The organism is Corynebacterium sp. LaCa78 (assembly GCF_046717505.1).
GTDB lineage: Bacteria > Actinomycetota > Actinomycetes > Mycobacteriales > Mycobacteriaceae > Corynebacterium.
Map to the genome: position 1 here is coordinate 37391 of NZ_CP177113.1, position 13409 is coordinate 50799.

At 56.4% G+C, this 13409-nt stretch carries 17 protein-coding genes; 14 read left to right on the forward strand and 3 right to left on the reverse strand.

The window, feature by feature from the left end:
• Window positions 1–291 precede the first annotated feature (291 nt).
• The 4 genes from ACLI1O_RS11920 (at window position 292) to ACLI1O_RS11935 (ending at window position 2953) form a co-directional block, all read left to right on the forward strand.
• The gene (locus tag ACLI1O_RS11920) at window positions 292–741 is read left to right on the forward strand and encodes a helix-turn-helix domain-containing protein (RefSeq protein ID WP_086892529.1); all 450 of its coding nucleotides are present in this window, start codon (window positions 292–294) and stop codon (window positions 739–741) included.
• Entirely contained in the window at window positions 738–1292 is a 555-nt protein-coding gene (locus ACLI1O_RS11925; RefSeq protein WP_086892511.1) for a PIN domain-containing protein, read from the forward strand. The genes ACLI1O_RS11920 and ACLI1O_RS11925 overlap by 4 nt, the downstream gene beginning before the upstream one ends.
• Before the next feature lie 64 nt (window positions 1293–1356).
• On the forward strand, window positions 1357–1572 hold the full coding sequence (locus ACLI1O_RS11930) for a hypothetical protein (RefSeq protein WP_205690729.1): 216 nt from the start codon (window positions 1357–1359) through the stop codon (window positions 1570–1572).
• 143 nt (window positions 1573–1715) lie between these two features.
• Window positions 1716–2953 (forward strand): IS3 family transposase gene (locus tag ACLI1O_RS11935; protein WP_411701846.1). Its coding sequence is split into 2 segments (ribosomal slippage): window positions 1716–2043 and window positions 2043–2953, totalling 1239 coding nucleotides; the frame shifts between segments, so codons are not numbered across the junction.
• A gap of 461 nt (window positions 2954–3414) precedes the next feature.
• Here the strand turns inward: ACLI1O_RS11935 and ACLI1O_RS11940 are convergent.
• The gene (locus tag ACLI1O_RS11940; RefSeq protein WP_005324630.1) at window positions 3415–4644 is read right to left on the reverse strand and encodes an IS110 family transposase; all 1230 of its coding nucleotides are present in this window, start codon (window positions 4642–4644) and stop codon (window positions 3415–3417) included.
• A gap of 331 nt (window positions 4645–4975) precedes the next feature.
• Between ACLI1O_RS11940 and ACLI1O_RS11945 the strand changes: the two genes are divergently transcribed.
• The 9 genes from ACLI1O_RS11945 to ACLI1O_RS11985 all read left to right on the forward strand — a co-directional run bounded on the left by ACLI1O_RS11945 (window position 4976) and on the right by ACLI1O_RS11985 (window position 11730).
• A complete protein-coding gene (locus tag ACLI1O_RS11945; protein ID WP_411707047.1) occupies window positions 4976–6325 on the forward strand; it encodes an IS256 family transposase in 1350 nt (449 codons plus the stop codon).
• Window positions 6326–6978: 653 nt separating this feature from the next.
• Complete coding sequence (locus tag ACLI1O_RS11950; protein WP_239189785.1) at window positions 6979–7605, forward strand: ParA family protein; 627 nt, start codon at window positions 6979–6981, stop codon at window positions 7603–7605.
• A gap of 24 nt (window positions 7606–7629) precedes the next feature.
• A complete protein-coding gene (locus ACLI1O_RS11955; RefSeq protein WP_411707048.1) occupies window positions 7630–8058 on the forward strand; it encodes a hypothetical protein in 429 nt (142 codons plus the stop codon).
• A gap of 25 nt (window positions 8059–8083) precedes the next feature.
• Window positions 8084–8614, forward strand: a complete 531-nt coding sequence (locus ACLI1O_RS11960; RefSeq protein WP_411707049.1) for a DnaB-like helicase N-terminal domain-containing protein — start codon at window positions 8084–8086, stop codon at window positions 8612–8614.
• 555 nt (window positions 8615–9169) lie between these two features.
• Window positions 9170–9382, forward strand: coding sequence for a glutaredoxin family protein (locus tag ACLI1O_RS11965; protein WP_411707050.1), 213 nt, complete (start codon window positions 9170–9172; stop codon window positions 9380–9382).
• Between the two features lie 22 nt (window positions 9383–9404).
• On the forward strand, window positions 9405–9908 hold the full coding sequence (locus tag ACLI1O_RS11970; RefSeq protein WP_411707051.1) for a DnaB-like helicase N-terminal domain-containing protein: 504 nt from the start codon (window positions 9405–9407) through the stop codon (window positions 9906–9908).
• Window positions 9909–10431: 523 nt separating this feature from the next.
• On the forward strand, window positions 10432–10782 hold the full coding sequence (locus tag ACLI1O_RS11975) for a hypothetical protein (RefSeq protein WP_411707052.1): 351 nt from the start codon (window positions 10432–10434) through the stop codon (window positions 10780–10782).
• 273 nt (window positions 10783–11055) lie between these two features.
• Window positions 11056–11358 carry a hypothetical protein gene (locus ACLI1O_RS11980; protein WP_411707053.1) on the forward strand — a complete coding sequence of 101 codons (303 nt, stop codon included), beginning with the start codon at window positions 11056–11058 and terminating at the stop codon, window positions 11356–11358.
• A 153-nt stretch (window positions 11359–11511) separates the two neighbouring features.
• Complete coding sequence (locus ACLI1O_RS11985; RefSeq protein ID WP_411707054.1) at window positions 11512–11730, forward strand: hypothetical protein; 219 nt, start codon at window positions 11512–11514, stop codon at window positions 11728–11730.
• 84 nt (window positions 11731–11814) lie between these two features.
• Here the strand turns inward: ACLI1O_RS11985 and ACLI1O_RS11990 are convergent, their stop codons facing one another.
• Window positions 11815–12378, reverse strand: a complete 564-nt coding sequence (locus ACLI1O_RS11990) for a hypothetical protein (RefSeq protein WP_284851849.1) — start codon at window positions 12376–12378, stop codon at window positions 11815–11817.
• Between the two features lie 68 nt (window positions 12379–12446).
• Between ACLI1O_RS11990 and ACLI1O_RS11995 the strand changes: the two genes are divergently transcribed.
• The gene (locus tag ACLI1O_RS11995) at window positions 12447–12770 is read left to right on the forward strand and encodes a hypothetical protein (RefSeq protein WP_284851848.1); all 324 of its coding nucleotides are present in this window, start codon (window positions 12447–12449) and stop codon (window positions 12768–12770) included.
• A 39-nt stretch (window positions 12771–12809) separates the two neighbouring features.
• Here the strand turns inward: ACLI1O_RS11995 and ACLI1O_RS12000 are convergent, their stop codons facing one another.
• The gene (locus tag ACLI1O_RS12000; protein ID WP_411707055.1) at window positions 12810–13184 is read right to left on the reverse strand and encodes a 3-deoxy-D-manno-octulosonate 8-phosphate phosphatase; all 375 of its coding nucleotides are present in this window, start codon (window positions 13182–13184) and stop codon (window positions 12810–12812) included.
• Window positions 13185–13409: the final 225 nt, after the last annotated feature.

Sequence of the window (13409 nt, forward strand, 5' to 3'; positions counted from 1 at the left end):
CGATAGTCAGCCGGACACTCCTCGCAGCTTTTGCACGTTTCTTACTAGCGGTTTCCAGTTTGTCGCGCTGTACCCTAATGTCCAGTAATGGTGTTCCACTTTTAAGAGGTTGCTTATTAAGCACTCAATGTGGGGGCAATAATTTCGGAATGAGAATCCGGATCTTGACCCAATAAAGCGCAGTAAGTTGCGTTTAATACGGAGTCTTCCGGTTTATTAATAGGGTGTACCCTTTGGGACTTTATATAGCGAATGTTTCGTTTGTTTCGTTTGTTCGGTAATATGGGGGGCATGGCCTATCTACAAGACAACGAAATCGCTAGCACTGCGGCCACAGCCCGTGAGGCTTTGCAGAAAATCAACCGCGTCCTAAGCGATACATCTACCAATAAGGACGTCAAGGTCGTAGTGGAGCAGTCTGATGAGGTCATCCGTCTACCCAGAGAAGTCGCCACCGTCCTCCGGGAAATCCTGGTCAATTCAGTAGCCGGCAGATCGGTAAGCGTGATCCCCATGCGGGCCGAGCTAACCACCCAGCAAGCAGCTAACCTGCTTAATGTTTCTCGTCCGCATGTCATTAAATTGATGGATGACGGCATCTTGCCTGGACATAAGGTTGGTACTCATCGACGTATCTATGCGGCCGACGTGCAGGCCTATAAACACCAACGAGATATCGAGGCACGTACAGCTGCAGATGATCTCACCGCCCTAACCGAGGAGATGGGGCTGTACGAGTGAGTGGCTTTACCGTTATCTACGACGCCAACGTGCTGTACCCCAATATGTTGCGTGACATCCTGATCCGACTGGCAGGCACGGGCATTTACCAAGCCCGGTGGACCGAGGACATCCTGGATGAGGTTTTTCGCAACCTCCAGGCCAACCGGCCAGATCTTGACCCCAGTAAACTACGCCGAACCCGGGAGCTGATGTGTCGGGCTGTGGATGATTGTCTGGTGACTGGGTATGAAGATTTAATTGAGTCATTGTCCTTGCCGGATCCTGATGACCGTCATGTTCTTGCTGCTGCCATCAGGTGTGGTGCCCAGGTGATTGTCACCGAAAACGCGCGGGATTTTCCTCAAGACGTGATGGATAAATACGGCATCGAGATCCAGGGTGCTGATGAGTTTTTATGTGATCAGATTGATCTGTTCGGTACTCGTGTCCATCAGGCTATTACCTATGCCGCGGCGGCGTTCAAAAATCCCCCCATGACCATTGATGATGTACTTGACGCGCTAGCCAGGGCGGGAGCTCCTTCCGCAGCGGACTTACTCCGGAGATAGATCACTCCACCCATGAAGGCACACCGGGTATGCCTCGACCGGGCACAGTGCCCAGGGTGCGACGGTGGATACCTGCCATGTTGTCGCCGGGATCGGGCAGGTCGATAAGGCCGGCGTGTACGTGCCGATGACCCGGGGGCGGGTCCATAATCATCTGTATCTGATGGAGACCCAGGCGGGGGATCCGGATACCGCGCATCATCACCTGCAGGTGGCGGAACGTCGCGACACGACCAGCTATGCCCGGGAGTTGTTGATCCAGGCAGCATCCCGGGATTGAAGTGCCCTGAGTTTTGTTCCTAGGCATGTGCCTTGATTCCTATTATTGCTTGGGGGCGGGTTCTCCCAAAGAAGGACCTGACCCCCAGATGGTGGACACCTTGAAACCAGCATCTCGCTGGGGAAGTGAGGTACCTTTCCACCATGCCACGCAAGACCTACACTGAGCAGTTCAAGCGCGACGCAGTCTCGTTGTACGAGTCGACCCCCGGAGCAACGCTCAACGCGATCGCCTCCGATCTCGGGGTCAACCGCAACTCCCTGCGCACCTGGCTCGACGCCTTCGGCACCGGCACCAAAACCAACGCCAACGGTGAAAAAGTCGCCAGCCCCATTGCCGCAGCCAACAGCGCACGCACGCCTGCTGAAGGACTCTCCGACGCCGAACGCATCCGCGTGCTGGAACGCGAAAACGCCAAGCTCCGGGAGGAACGAGAGATTCTCCGCAAGGCGGCCAAATATTTCGCGGAAGAGACGAACTGGTGAACCGCTTCCGGTTCGTTGATGACAACCGAGGCCTCTACGAGGTCAAGCGGTTATGTGAGGTTTTGAAGATCAACCGGTCCTCGTATTACAAATGGAAATCAGCTGCTCCTGCCCGCCGGCGACGCGTCCTTGACGACGCGGTGCTGGGAGCGAGGATCAAGGCCGTGTTCACGGCCGAGAACGGTTGTTACGGGGCGAAACGCGTGACGGCGGCCATCAATTCCGATCCAGCCAACGACGACCTTTTCAATCACAAGCGCACCGCCAGGTTGATGCGCCAGATGGGCCTGTTCGGCTACACCAAAAAACGCCGGGTGAAGACCACCGTGTCTGCGAAACGGGCTCCGAAGTTGCCCGACCTGCTGAAACGCCGGTTCACCGCGGAGAAACCGAACACCATCTACGTCGGCGATATCACGTACCTGCCGATCGCGGACGGGTCGAATATGTACCTGGCCACCGTCATCGACTGCTATTCGCGGCAGTTGACCGGTTTCGCGATCGCCGACCACATGCGCACGGAGTTGGTCGAAGAAGCTCTCACGATGGCCCACGGGGTCCGAGGCAACCTTGACGGGGCGATTTTTCACTCCGATCATGGCAGCGTCTATACCTCTGGGCAATACCGGAAGCTGTGTGAACGATTCGGTGTCACCCAGTCGATGGGAGCAATCGGGACGAGCGCGGACAACTCGTTGGCGGAGTCGTTCAACGCCACGCTGAAACGGGAAGTCCTCCAGGACGAGTCCGTTTTCCCAAGTCAGATCGTATGTCGTCGGGACGTGTTCCGGTGGTGCACGCACTACAACACCAAGCGCTTGCACTCGTGGTGCGGCTATCGCTCGCCGAACGCCTTCGAAGCCGCCGGATCAGCTACACTTACTATCGCATCTTGATTAAATCCCCGTGTCCACTTTCCGGGGTTCGGGCCCGAAAACCGCCTCATCGGCTGTTGGTGTGTATACGGGACAAGTCAATCATGACCGTAGTGCAAAACGGGGTGTCGGATGCGGTTTGTTGGTACCGCGTTACTGGAACACCGGTACCAACAAACTGCATCCGACAAGCTGGGGAAAGCTAAAAGCAACAAAACCTAACGGGACAAAATTATTTGGCCGTGTAACTGGGGAAAGGATAGAGGGGTGAAGTGGCGTGACGGACATTGTGCATGAAGCCCAGGACACACACCTGTGTGTGTTGTTTATTGGGGCGCACGGGGATACTGGAGACTACAAGTACGCACTCGACGCCGCCAACAGTGCCGCCAAGCACCTACAGGTAATACAAGCGGAGTTGCCTGCCACTTCCCCACTGGCCCGCGACGCCGGCACACTGAGGGTGATGCTCCTATGTTGTGTCAAGCTGATTTGAGAAGTTCTTCATAAGCCAACCTCAACTCCGGCAAAGGGCGCTTGCCGGTTTCGATATCACTGATTCTCGCCGGGGCACACCCGAGTTTTTCAGCAACCTGGGCTTGCGATAACTGCCTCTCGATCCGTCGAGCTTTGAGTTCATCAACCTCTACCTGGCCCGTTGGAAGAACGGCCTGACCCAAGCACAACACCCGGTAGACCTCCCTGACAATGGCGCGTTTCAGACACCGTAAGATCTCCTTTTTCGACAATCCTTCCTTGGTGCGTTTGGCTACGTAGTCCCTGGTGCGTTGGTCATGATGCATCCGCACCAACGCGATCCGATGCAACGCAGAATTCGCCCGACGATCACCACCCCGGTTGAGACGGTGCCGATGAGTCCGTCCAGAACTAGCCGGAATCGGTGCGGCCCCGCACAGATGAGCTAATGCTGCCTCGGAGTGAATCCGGCCTGGATTATCCCCCACACTGACAATCAGATCAGCAGCCACCACGGAACCACACCCAAATATCGAGGTCACATGCGGATTGATCATCTCAACCAGGATACTGATGTGTTTTTCCAGCTGCGTACCCTGTTTCTGTAAATCACGATAGGTGGTGGCTAATGTCTTCAACGCGAGGAGCACCCCATTTCTGGGGTCGGCCAGGTCAGCTGATGGTCGGCACCGGGACAAGGCCTCCACCATGACCAATGTGGACATCGCACTATAGCGGCGTCGAATCTCATCGGGTGCTGTGACCAGCAACGATTTGATCGTTGTCATCAGTTTCGCTGCTGTCATCACGAGCTGACGGCGGGTGATCTGCAACCCACGGAGGGATTCCACTGGCCCGGAAGTGTCTTTCGGGATGCTTAAGGCTTCCCCGGTGAGCACCTGGCGGGCGGCAGCGACAGCATCAACGGGGTCTGATTTGCCGTCCCGGCGTCGAACGGCCCGGGTAGGGCGTAAGACTTCTACGACTGAGTATTTCTGGGTGCGAAGGTGGCGTGTCAGGCCTGCTCCATAGGAGCTGGTTCCTTCCACACCGACGGTGGTGACACCGTAGGTTGCCATGAACTCTGAAATCGCCACGTAGCCAGGGTTGGTGGCGGGGAAGGTGTCGGTGGCGATGTGCCGGCCGGTGTCCGAAATAACGGCAACAGTGTGGGTATCGGTGTGGGTGTCGATTCCGGCAACGGGGCCGGTGGGGCAGTCGAAAGTGGTAGACATTGGGGATCAGGTCCTGTCTGTGAGCAAACGTGCGGGTGACCCGCGATCCGGGGTTTCCGGGCAGACAAGACGCTGATGGGACGACTACACTAGACACCTGCCGGGGTGGTCACGGTGGAGACGTCACGCTCCTATAAGGTCATGGGCGGATTCACCAGATTGCGGTACAGGGTCGGAACTAACATGGAAGACAGATCACGCTGAAGGCACATGAGGAGATCATGGCCAGTCAAGAAGTGGGTCATTCCACGTGGTTCCGATCCTGTATTCCCATTATCAGCGTCAAGTTGTTTGTGTGTGAGGCTCTGATCTAGAAGGAGTTTCACCGATAATGACTACGGTGTCACCGAAGAAAAACCATGACCCGGCGAGGATCAACGAGATCAGCGAGAAGCTGATGGAAAATCCTGAAATCGCCAGCTTGATCAGCGAGCTGTCGACTTCTGCTGATGATGCAAGCGAGCTGGTCAAAGGCCTGCTGCAAGCATCGATCAACGCTGGTCTTAAAGCGGAGATGGATGCGCACTTGGGCTATAGCCATTCCGACCGCAAGGCCAAAGCGAAGGTGGAAACCACACAGGAGAATAATCACCGTAACGGGTCGTACACCAAGACCGTCAATTCTGGCTACGGCGCGGTTGAAGTGACCGTTCCCAGGGATCGTGCCGGCACGTTTACTCCCCGCATGGTGCCCAAGGGTGCACGCAGGCTCACAGAGCTCGACGACATGATTATCTCGCTCTACGCCGGTGGGATGACCGTGCGCGATATTCAGCACCATCTCGCAACCACCCTTGGGGTGGATATGAGCCCGGATACGATCAGCACCATTACCGATGCGGTCTTGGACGAAGTCATGATCTGGCAAAACCGCCAGCTCGACGAGTTTTACCCGGTGCTCTTCCTCGACGCGCTACGCGTCAAGATCCGTGACGGCCACCGCGTGGTCAACAAGGCTTGCTACATGGCGGTTGGTGTCGATATGGACGGCATCAAGCACATCCTGGGATTGTGGATCGCGGACAATGAAGGTGCCGCATTCTGGGCATCGGTGTGTGCGGATCTGGCCAACCGCGGTGTCCAAGACGTGTTCATCGTGTGCTGCGACGGGCTCAAAGGCCTGCCGGAGGCTGTGGAGGCAACCTGGCCGAATTCTATGGTGCAGACCTGTATTGTGCACCTGATTCGGGCTGCGAACCGGTGGGTGTCCTACCAGGACCGCAAAGGCGTCTCCCGCGCGCTGCGTGAGGTCTACACAGCCGCTAACGAGGACACCGCGCGTGCCAGCCTGGATGCTTTCGAGGCCAGTGAACTTGGCCGGAAATATCCCCAGTCGGTTAAAGTCTGGCGTGATGCATGGGAGCGGTTCGTGCCGTTTCTGCAGTTCCCACCGGCGGCACGCCGGGTGCTCTACACCACCAACTCGATCGAATCGCTCAACGCCGAACTGCGTAAAGCTACCCGTAACCGGGGCCAATTTCCAAACGATACCGCGGCGCTGAAGACGCTGTGGCTGATGATCTGCAACATCGAAGACAAGCGCGCTGCCCAGCGAGCGAGGAAAGCAAAACGCGATATTGAGTGCAACGGCTATATTGAAGGAGCGAAAGCCACCGGGTGGAAACAAGCCATCAACCAACTAGCCGTGGCTTACCCCAACCGATTCGCAGATTACTTGTAAACCAAGCCCCCGCACACAAAGAAACGGACACTCTCGGCACACTCGCCAAGTTCGTACGCGCAGCACAACGGAATCTATCTCAACAGAGGCCCGCAGATAGTTCCGACGAGCTTCTAGAATTAGCCACCAGTCTCAAAGAACGACTGGAAGGCGCTCAATAAAAGGAAACTCCCCTAGTGCTTCTCGTCGTTGGAAGCACTGGGGAGAAGCCACCTGCGGGGGTGCGGGAGTCGTGGCTTTTTGTTTTCCTTCCGTCCGACTATGCGCCGGGGGGAGGTGCGCTGCGGACACCCAAAACCATACCGCCTTACAGCGCGCCCGCAACCGGAGCGAAAAATAGGACAAGCAATTACTTGCTTTGGACATAAAAAAGCTCCCAGGCATCCCCGGGAGCTTGTCTCAGGCATCCCCGAGACGTCGGAATAACCGAAAGGAATCAGTTAAACACTCGACACGATTGATCGTAGAAAACGTAGCCGAAAAAAGCAACAAACTCCCACGTGAGACGTAAAATCAAATCTCCCAATTAAACATATATTAAGACATATGTTTAAGCATATGGCTTAACATATGGCAGAACATATGCTAATATGAAACCTACAGCTCAAAGGACACTTTGAGAACACAACACTCGACACCTAAAAGGAGCAGCCATGCCCGTAATTTCCTGCCTCAACGCCAAAGGCGGAACCGGAAAAACCACCAGCGCAATCAACCTCGCCGCCGTCGCCGCCTACCGTGGATACACCGTCCACGTCCTCGACGCCGACGCCGAACAAGGCACCGCCTCCGAATGGATCGAATACGCCAACGACGCCTTCGAAGAAGACCCCAACGCACCACACGTTGACGTCGAAGTCGAAGCCGTCAACCGAGGAATCCTTGCCCGCAAGGTCAAAAAATACAGCGACGACCTTGTCATCATCGACGGCCCACCCAGCAATCACAGTATGTCTGAACTCATCATCGAAAACTCAGACTTCGTCGTCATTCCCACCACCGGCACCCACACGGATATGGCGCAAACCTGGAAAATCATCGACGTTATTCCAGAAGGTAAACGCTACGCCGTACTGCCCACCATCTGGGACAAACGTAAAAGTACTGCCGACCGCGCCCGGAAAGTCCTCGAAGACGAAGGAATCCCAGTCATTTGGCCCGGCGTAGAATCCCGCGCCTACTTCGACCGCCAATTCGGACACTGGCCCCGCAACAGCGCCAAAGAACTACACGGCTACCCTGCAATCTTTGACAAAATCATCGCCCAAATCACCAACTAACCACACCTCAAAGAAGGAGCAACCATGAACGACACCCCAGGACTGGCACGCCCGAAAAAGAAGCAAACTGACGCCCAAGGAAAACCCACCCTCACCAAAGACACCGGACTTAATACCACCAAGGCCACAAAGGCCACCAAGAAAGAAAAGCCCCACCGCACCACCGTCAACCTGCCCTACTCCATCTACAAAGAACTACGCAGAAACTGGGCAGAAACCAGCACCCCTATCTATCGCCAACTTCTAGAAGCCTGGGAACTTATCACCGACCACGGCGCGGACTACCAGCCTGCAGACGCGACCTACAACACCGACGAGCTCACCCGCACCACCACCGTCTACATCCCCAAAGACACCCTCAAAGCCATGCAAAAAATCCGCAGCAAGCATGAAGCCTCCATCGCCGACCAACTCATCTCCTCCTGGGCCCAACAAACCGGCTGGGAAGGATAACCACCCGCGAGGCCAAGGAGCCACCATGTCCCACGAGACTCCCCACATCGCCGACCGCGCAGACAACGACCCGCGCGAAGACCCCGAAGCGCTACTTATCGCCGCCCTGCTCTGGAACCGCGACACCACCCAAGTAGCAAACCTGACACAAGCACTCACCCCCGCCGACTTCTACTCCACTGACTACGCCGCAATCTTTGCCACCATCAGCCAACAACTCAAAAGCGGCAGACCCTACGACCCCGCCAGTGTGCGCTCAGCCCTCCACGCCGAAGGCGACCAATCCGGCATACTCACCGACAACATCGACGGCATTATCACCATGCTCACCAACCTAGAGCACATACCGCCGAAGATAACCGACTACGCCGAAGCTGTAGCCTCTAACTCGTATCGTCGCCAATACCGCAATATGGTCGAACGCCTTAGCCGCCAGGCGCATACCGCACCAGAAAAAGACCTCTACCCACTGCTAGTAAAAGAAGGTAAAAAACAACGCCGCATTAAAGAAAACTACTACCGCAATCACAAAGACACCCCGCAAGAGCGCCACTAAACCACTCCCATCTCACGGTGGCCTTCGCTCCAATTTCCTCGCTTCGCTGCGGGAATTTCCACGACCCTCAATCATGGCCTTGCCACCCCACCGCGCGCCCGAGCGCAACTCCCGTGGAAAATAACCCCCAACACCACCGTGAAAGACCAACCATTCAGCCACACACCGCAACCAGTGCCCGTTTACGGTAGATACGCTTTCATCTCCGCCTTCGGCAGCTTAACCCGCCTGTGGCTACGGTCAAGAACTTTCGCGGCATAAACCGCTCCCGCGCGCCCCGAATCCGGGGCGCTTTTTCGCTATTTATTCCACGCTTTCTTGCCCTCCACCACAGGCGGGCGCAGGCACTACGTGCCGGAGATGAAAGCAAGAAAATGCACGCCCCACACCCCAGTACGGCACCACCGGCACCAGTAAAACTACAGGTGACAGCCGCAAAGCCCGAACATATGCTAAAGCATATGGCCCGCCATATGTCTTGCCATATGTTAAAACATATGTTAAACTAGGGGCATACCGCGACGGAAGGCAACACTCGACTAGAAAGGAGCAGACATGCTCACCATCTACACCAAGCCCGGATGCCACCCCTGCCGCCTGACCATCAAAACCGCCAACAAACTCGGCCTCAACTACCAAGAAAAACCCGCCCAAGAACACACCGACTACCTCGCCACCCTCGGCCACGCCAACGCCCCCGTCGTCGTCGACGACGCCGGCAACAGCTTCTCCGGCTTCCGCCCCGACAAACTACGCCAAGCCGCATAACCCCAAAAACAAGGAACACCCCATGGCCCAGGACACCACCGACACCATCAACACCACCATCACCGTCACCAACTCCGAAGCCTGCCTCATCTCCGCCATACTCACCAGCGGCGACAAAAACACCATCGCCACCATCGTCGACAAACTCGACTCCGCAGACTTCGCCAACACCCTACTGGCACGAATCTTCGCCACCTTACAAGAACTCGTCAACCACAACCGCCCCACCGACGCCTCCACCGTCCTCAACGCCCTCCAAGCCAAAGGCAACCGCGACGGACTCGCCGATGACCAACACCACATCATGACCGAACTGGTCACCCTCAAAATCGTCGACCTCCACCTCGCCGACTACGCCCGCCAAGTAGCCAGCACCAGCTACCGCCGCCAATACCTCCACATGACCGAGCAACTGCGCCACGCCGCCGAACACGCCCCCGAAGCCGAACTACTCGACATCATGATCAACCACGGCATAGGCCAACGAAAAGCCTGGCAACGCTACCAAGACATCACCACGATCTAGCCCGCCTGGGGTGTGCACACCCCGCCGATATGATCAAAAGCGGCACACCAAACCCCCATCGAAAGGAACCTAGACATGGCCTCATGCGCCCTCGCCCTGTTCGTTGTCGCCGCTTTCCTGGCCCTGATTGCCGTAGCCCTTAGCGACCCCTCCGATCGCCGCCTCGCCGCAGGTGTAGGGGTGGTCGCCTCTGCACTTTTCTGGACAGTTCCCCTCGTAATGCTTTGGTGGATAGGGACACCGTTCTCTTTCATCGTCTTCGTAATCGCTCTATCAACCGTCGTGATGTGGGCGCTTCTAGCCGATCATGCGCTAAAACAAGCGTGCACATAACCGCAGCGCATAGACTATAAACTGCACTAACGGGCCTGTCATATGCTTTAACATACGCTAAAGCATATGACCTACTATATGTCTTGCCATATGTTAAAACATATGTTAAGCTAAAGGTACGCCGCACGGAAGAGACATCTTCCACCACACACGCGGCAACACTCGACATCGACCGAAAGGAACGCCAGACATGGCAACCACCCTAGGACTACTGATCCTCATCGCCGCCACCATGCTCATCGTGCCCATCATTAACTACCTCAGCAACGCGGAAATGCGCCTGCGGCAGCTACCCGAAGGCACCAGCCACACCATCAAAGAAACCTACCGCCCACTGTTCGTACTCGCCGCCGCCGTAGCTATCCTGCTTCCACTCCTGGCAAATGTCGCCGTCTTTCCCCAAGAGGTAAAAGCAATCTTCATCCCCTCCGCAATCGCCCTTAGCGGATTGATCGTCATCCTGGCACTTATAGCCATTGACACCGCCGCCCGCCTAGAACTGCGCACAACCCCGCAAGCCGCCTACACGCTAGTGGGATAACCTAGACCCTCACGCATCAAGCCCTAGCCGTCTCACGGTTGGGGCTTTTTGTATAGCAATGACACCTAGCGCACACACCAGTGGGGGAGTAGAGGACTGCGCAATAAACAGTGTTACCAGGCGAATGTGTCTGATACCTGTTAAAGCATATGCTAGGCCATATGTCTTGCCATATGTTAAAACATATGTTAAACTAAAGGTACGCCGCACGGAAGAGACATCTTCCACCACACACGCGGCAACACTCGACATCGACCGAAAGGAACGCCAGACATGGCAACCCAAACCACCACCTTCTACACCCCACAACAACAGCGCCACATGGACGCCTTCGAATGGTGGAGCAAAAAGAACCACGGCTTCGTCCCTGACTACGCCTACATCGACACCACCGCGCCCACAAAGCACATCCGCCACGAAGCACGGGCCTACCTCGGCGAGACCACCATCAACGACCACCAAGCCGCCGAAATCTGGAACGAACTGCAAAACTGCCGCGCCACCCACCTAGAGCACTCCATCATCGTGCGCGCCGAAGTCTTCCTCACCGTCCTAGCCACCGTCGTCGAAATATAAGACCCCGCCTGCGGCCCACACCGGGCCGCAGGCCCACCGGGCCCGCCACAGGGCACCCAAGCCCCAAGGGACGCCTCACAGACGACCACAGCGCCGGATACACCGGCACAACACACAAGCGAGACGCACACGAGACGGAAAGAGACTACAACCATGGCAACCTACGCCACTTTGAACGACGCAATCCACTACGAAATCATCACACCGCTAGGGGAGTGGGCACACCACTTCAACATCAACGCCATTGCCGAGCGACTCATCTACTGGCACCACGACATCAACACCGACGGAACCATCAACCTCAACCGCAGCGGCTTCCGAGTCCGCACCAACACCAACTTCTGGAAACTAGCCCAAGCCAACGCACTGTAGACATAGCGCCCCGTCCACACGCCGGGGCGCACTCATTGAGAGAAAGGGGACACCCCACCCAATCCCTGACACAAACACCGCACACTAAAACAACGTCTGCTGGTCACTATCGACACCAAAGATTGCCTCACGATAGCGACGCTCGTCCCACCCATCACGAAGCGCATTCCTAATCCGTCGCGAGCGCTCAACCCGAGAACTCAACGCCGTAACAGCAACCCTATTTCCAGTATGACGTCCAAGCTCTACCGCATAGCGAAGATTCTCCCGCTGTGTTGTCTTACGCACATGACCACAACCAACCCGAACACACAGCGGTTCGTTGCACTCGTGCTCGGCAACCTCGCGCGCGGAAAACGACTCGCCCGCGGCAAGAAGCGCAAAACGGTGAGCCGCCACCGTGCGTTGACGGTTACCACGCTGCCATGTAAACCGACCATACCCATCAGGAGAGGAAATAGAGCCCACCCATAGCCAGCACCCGTGCGGTGATTTCACGACATGCTCAAAGAAAGTCTTGACAGTCTTATCGTCGAAAGGAAGCTCCGGATCATGAACGCGCGCAGCACGAGACTGCCGAGCCGAAGCGGCCGGCTTCGGCTCCAAGTGGGCCAGCTCTGCAAAAGGAATATCCTCAAAGTCTTTCATGACACCCCACACGTCCGACGCTTATGACACCATAGGCAGCACGCACCACAGAGAAGAAGGACGCACCCATGGAAGCACTGCCATTTATCGAATCCACCAACCACGTTCCCGGCTGGTGGCAACTCGCCCTTATCGCCATACCTATCTGGATGCTCATCGCCCAGATACGACGAGCAGGACTGGTGGCAGGAATCCTCAGAGCATTAGGCGGAATCATCGCTTGGGTAATCATCTGGTATTTCCTTACCTTCCTCGGTGTGATGATTGGCTCCATGGCCGACCACTACGAGCGCACCACCAACGAGACAAACGACTCGCCGTACTCCAACACCTACGAAGACGCGCCCGCTAACCCTGGCGAGTACTACGACCCCAACGAGCAGAAGTACTAGCCAGCACCACGGCGAAAGACTTCTCTTTCTCTCTACCGACTACTGACCATCAGAATCGTGGTCACCCTCGCCGCCAGCGCCCTCAGAGGCGCTGGCGGCTTCGTCGTTGTCCAGGCGCTCATCATCACCAGTTTGCGACTCATCGTCTCCAGACGAATCCTGCGCACTAGGGGAGGAATCACTAGCAGCCCCGAGCATGTCGTTGAAGTCCCGCTGGCTGACACCGACGAGCTCGCGCACGAGCTCCTTGGACTCACCTAGGTCGATAATCTCTTGCGAGGCTTCGCCAATCTTTTCATCTAGTTTCTCGCGCTGGTCAATAAGCGACAGTAGCGAGTTCAGCTTCTTCTTCCTATCGCGCAGCTTGCGCTGTTCCTCTTCGAGATGCTGACGCAGTTCCTGACGCTTCTTCAAACTTCTACTTGCGGTAACCATAAGCCCACAATGCCAGCGCACACACACCATCGCAACCCTGACACAAACACCCGCTGACGCGAAAAGACCAGAGCCCAAACAGAAAGACGAAACTTTCTCGCCCACGGCAAGACGCGGCGCACAGCCGCGTCGACGCGCGCAAGCGCGCTTTCAGACACACACTATTGGCACTCTTAGTGTTAATCGGGTTTTGGCTGCTAGACT

Excerpts from the sequence above, each read along its gene's own strand:
- ACLI1O_RS11970 (WP_411707051.1), top strand. The coding sequence starts at position 9,405 with ATGGCCCAGGACACCACCGACACCATCAACACCACCATCACCGTCACC.
- ACLI1O_RS11945 (WP_411707047.1), top strand. The coding sequence starts at position 4,976 with ATGACTACGGTGTCACCGAAGAAAAACCATGACCCGGCGAGGATCAAC.
- ACLI1O_RS11965 (WP_411707050.1), top strand. The coding sequence starts at position 9,170 with ATGCTCACCATCTACACCAAGCCCGGATGCCACCCCTGCCGCCTGACC.
- ACLI1O_RS11975 (WP_411707052.1), top strand. The coding sequence starts at position 10,432 with ATGGCAACCACCCTAGGACTACTGATCCTCATCGCCGCCACCATGCTC.
- ACLI1O_RS11995 (WP_284851848.1), top strand. The coding sequence starts at position 12,447 with ATGGAAGCACTGCCATTTATCGAATCCACCAACCACGTTCCCGGCTGG.
- ACLI1O_RS11985 (WP_411707054.1), top strand. The coding sequence starts at position 11,512 with ATGGCAACCTACGCCACTTTGAACGACGCAATCCACTACGAAATCATC.
- ACLI1O_RS11990 (WP_284851849.1), bottom strand. The coding sequence starts at position 12,378 with ATGAAAGACTTTGAGGATATTCCTTTTGCAGAGCTGGCCCACTTGGAG.
- ACLI1O_RS11955 (WP_411707048.1), top strand. The coding sequence starts at position 7,630 with ATGAACGACACCCCAGGACTGGCACGCCCGAAAAAGAAGCAAACTGAC.
- ACLI1O_RS11960 (WP_411707049.1), top strand. The coding sequence starts at position 8,084 with ATGTCCCACGAGACTCCCCACATCGCCGACCGCGCAGACAACGACCCG.
- ACLI1O_RS11940 (WP_005324630.1), bottom strand. The coding sequence starts at position 4,644 with ATGTCTACCACTTTCGACTGCCCCACCGGCCCCGTTGCCGGAATCGAC.
- ACLI1O_RS11920 (WP_086892529.1), top strand. The coding sequence starts at position 292 with ATGGCCTATCTACAAGACAACGAAATCGCTAGCACTGCGGCCACAGCC.
- ACLI1O_RS11950 (WP_239189785.1), top strand. The coding sequence starts at position 6,979 with ATGCCCGTAATTTCCTGCCTCAACGCCAAAGGCGGAACCGGAAAAACC.
- ACLI1O_RS11980 (WP_411707053.1), top strand. The coding sequence starts at position 11,056 with ATGGCAACCCAAACCACCACCTTCTACACCCCACAACAACAGCGCCAC.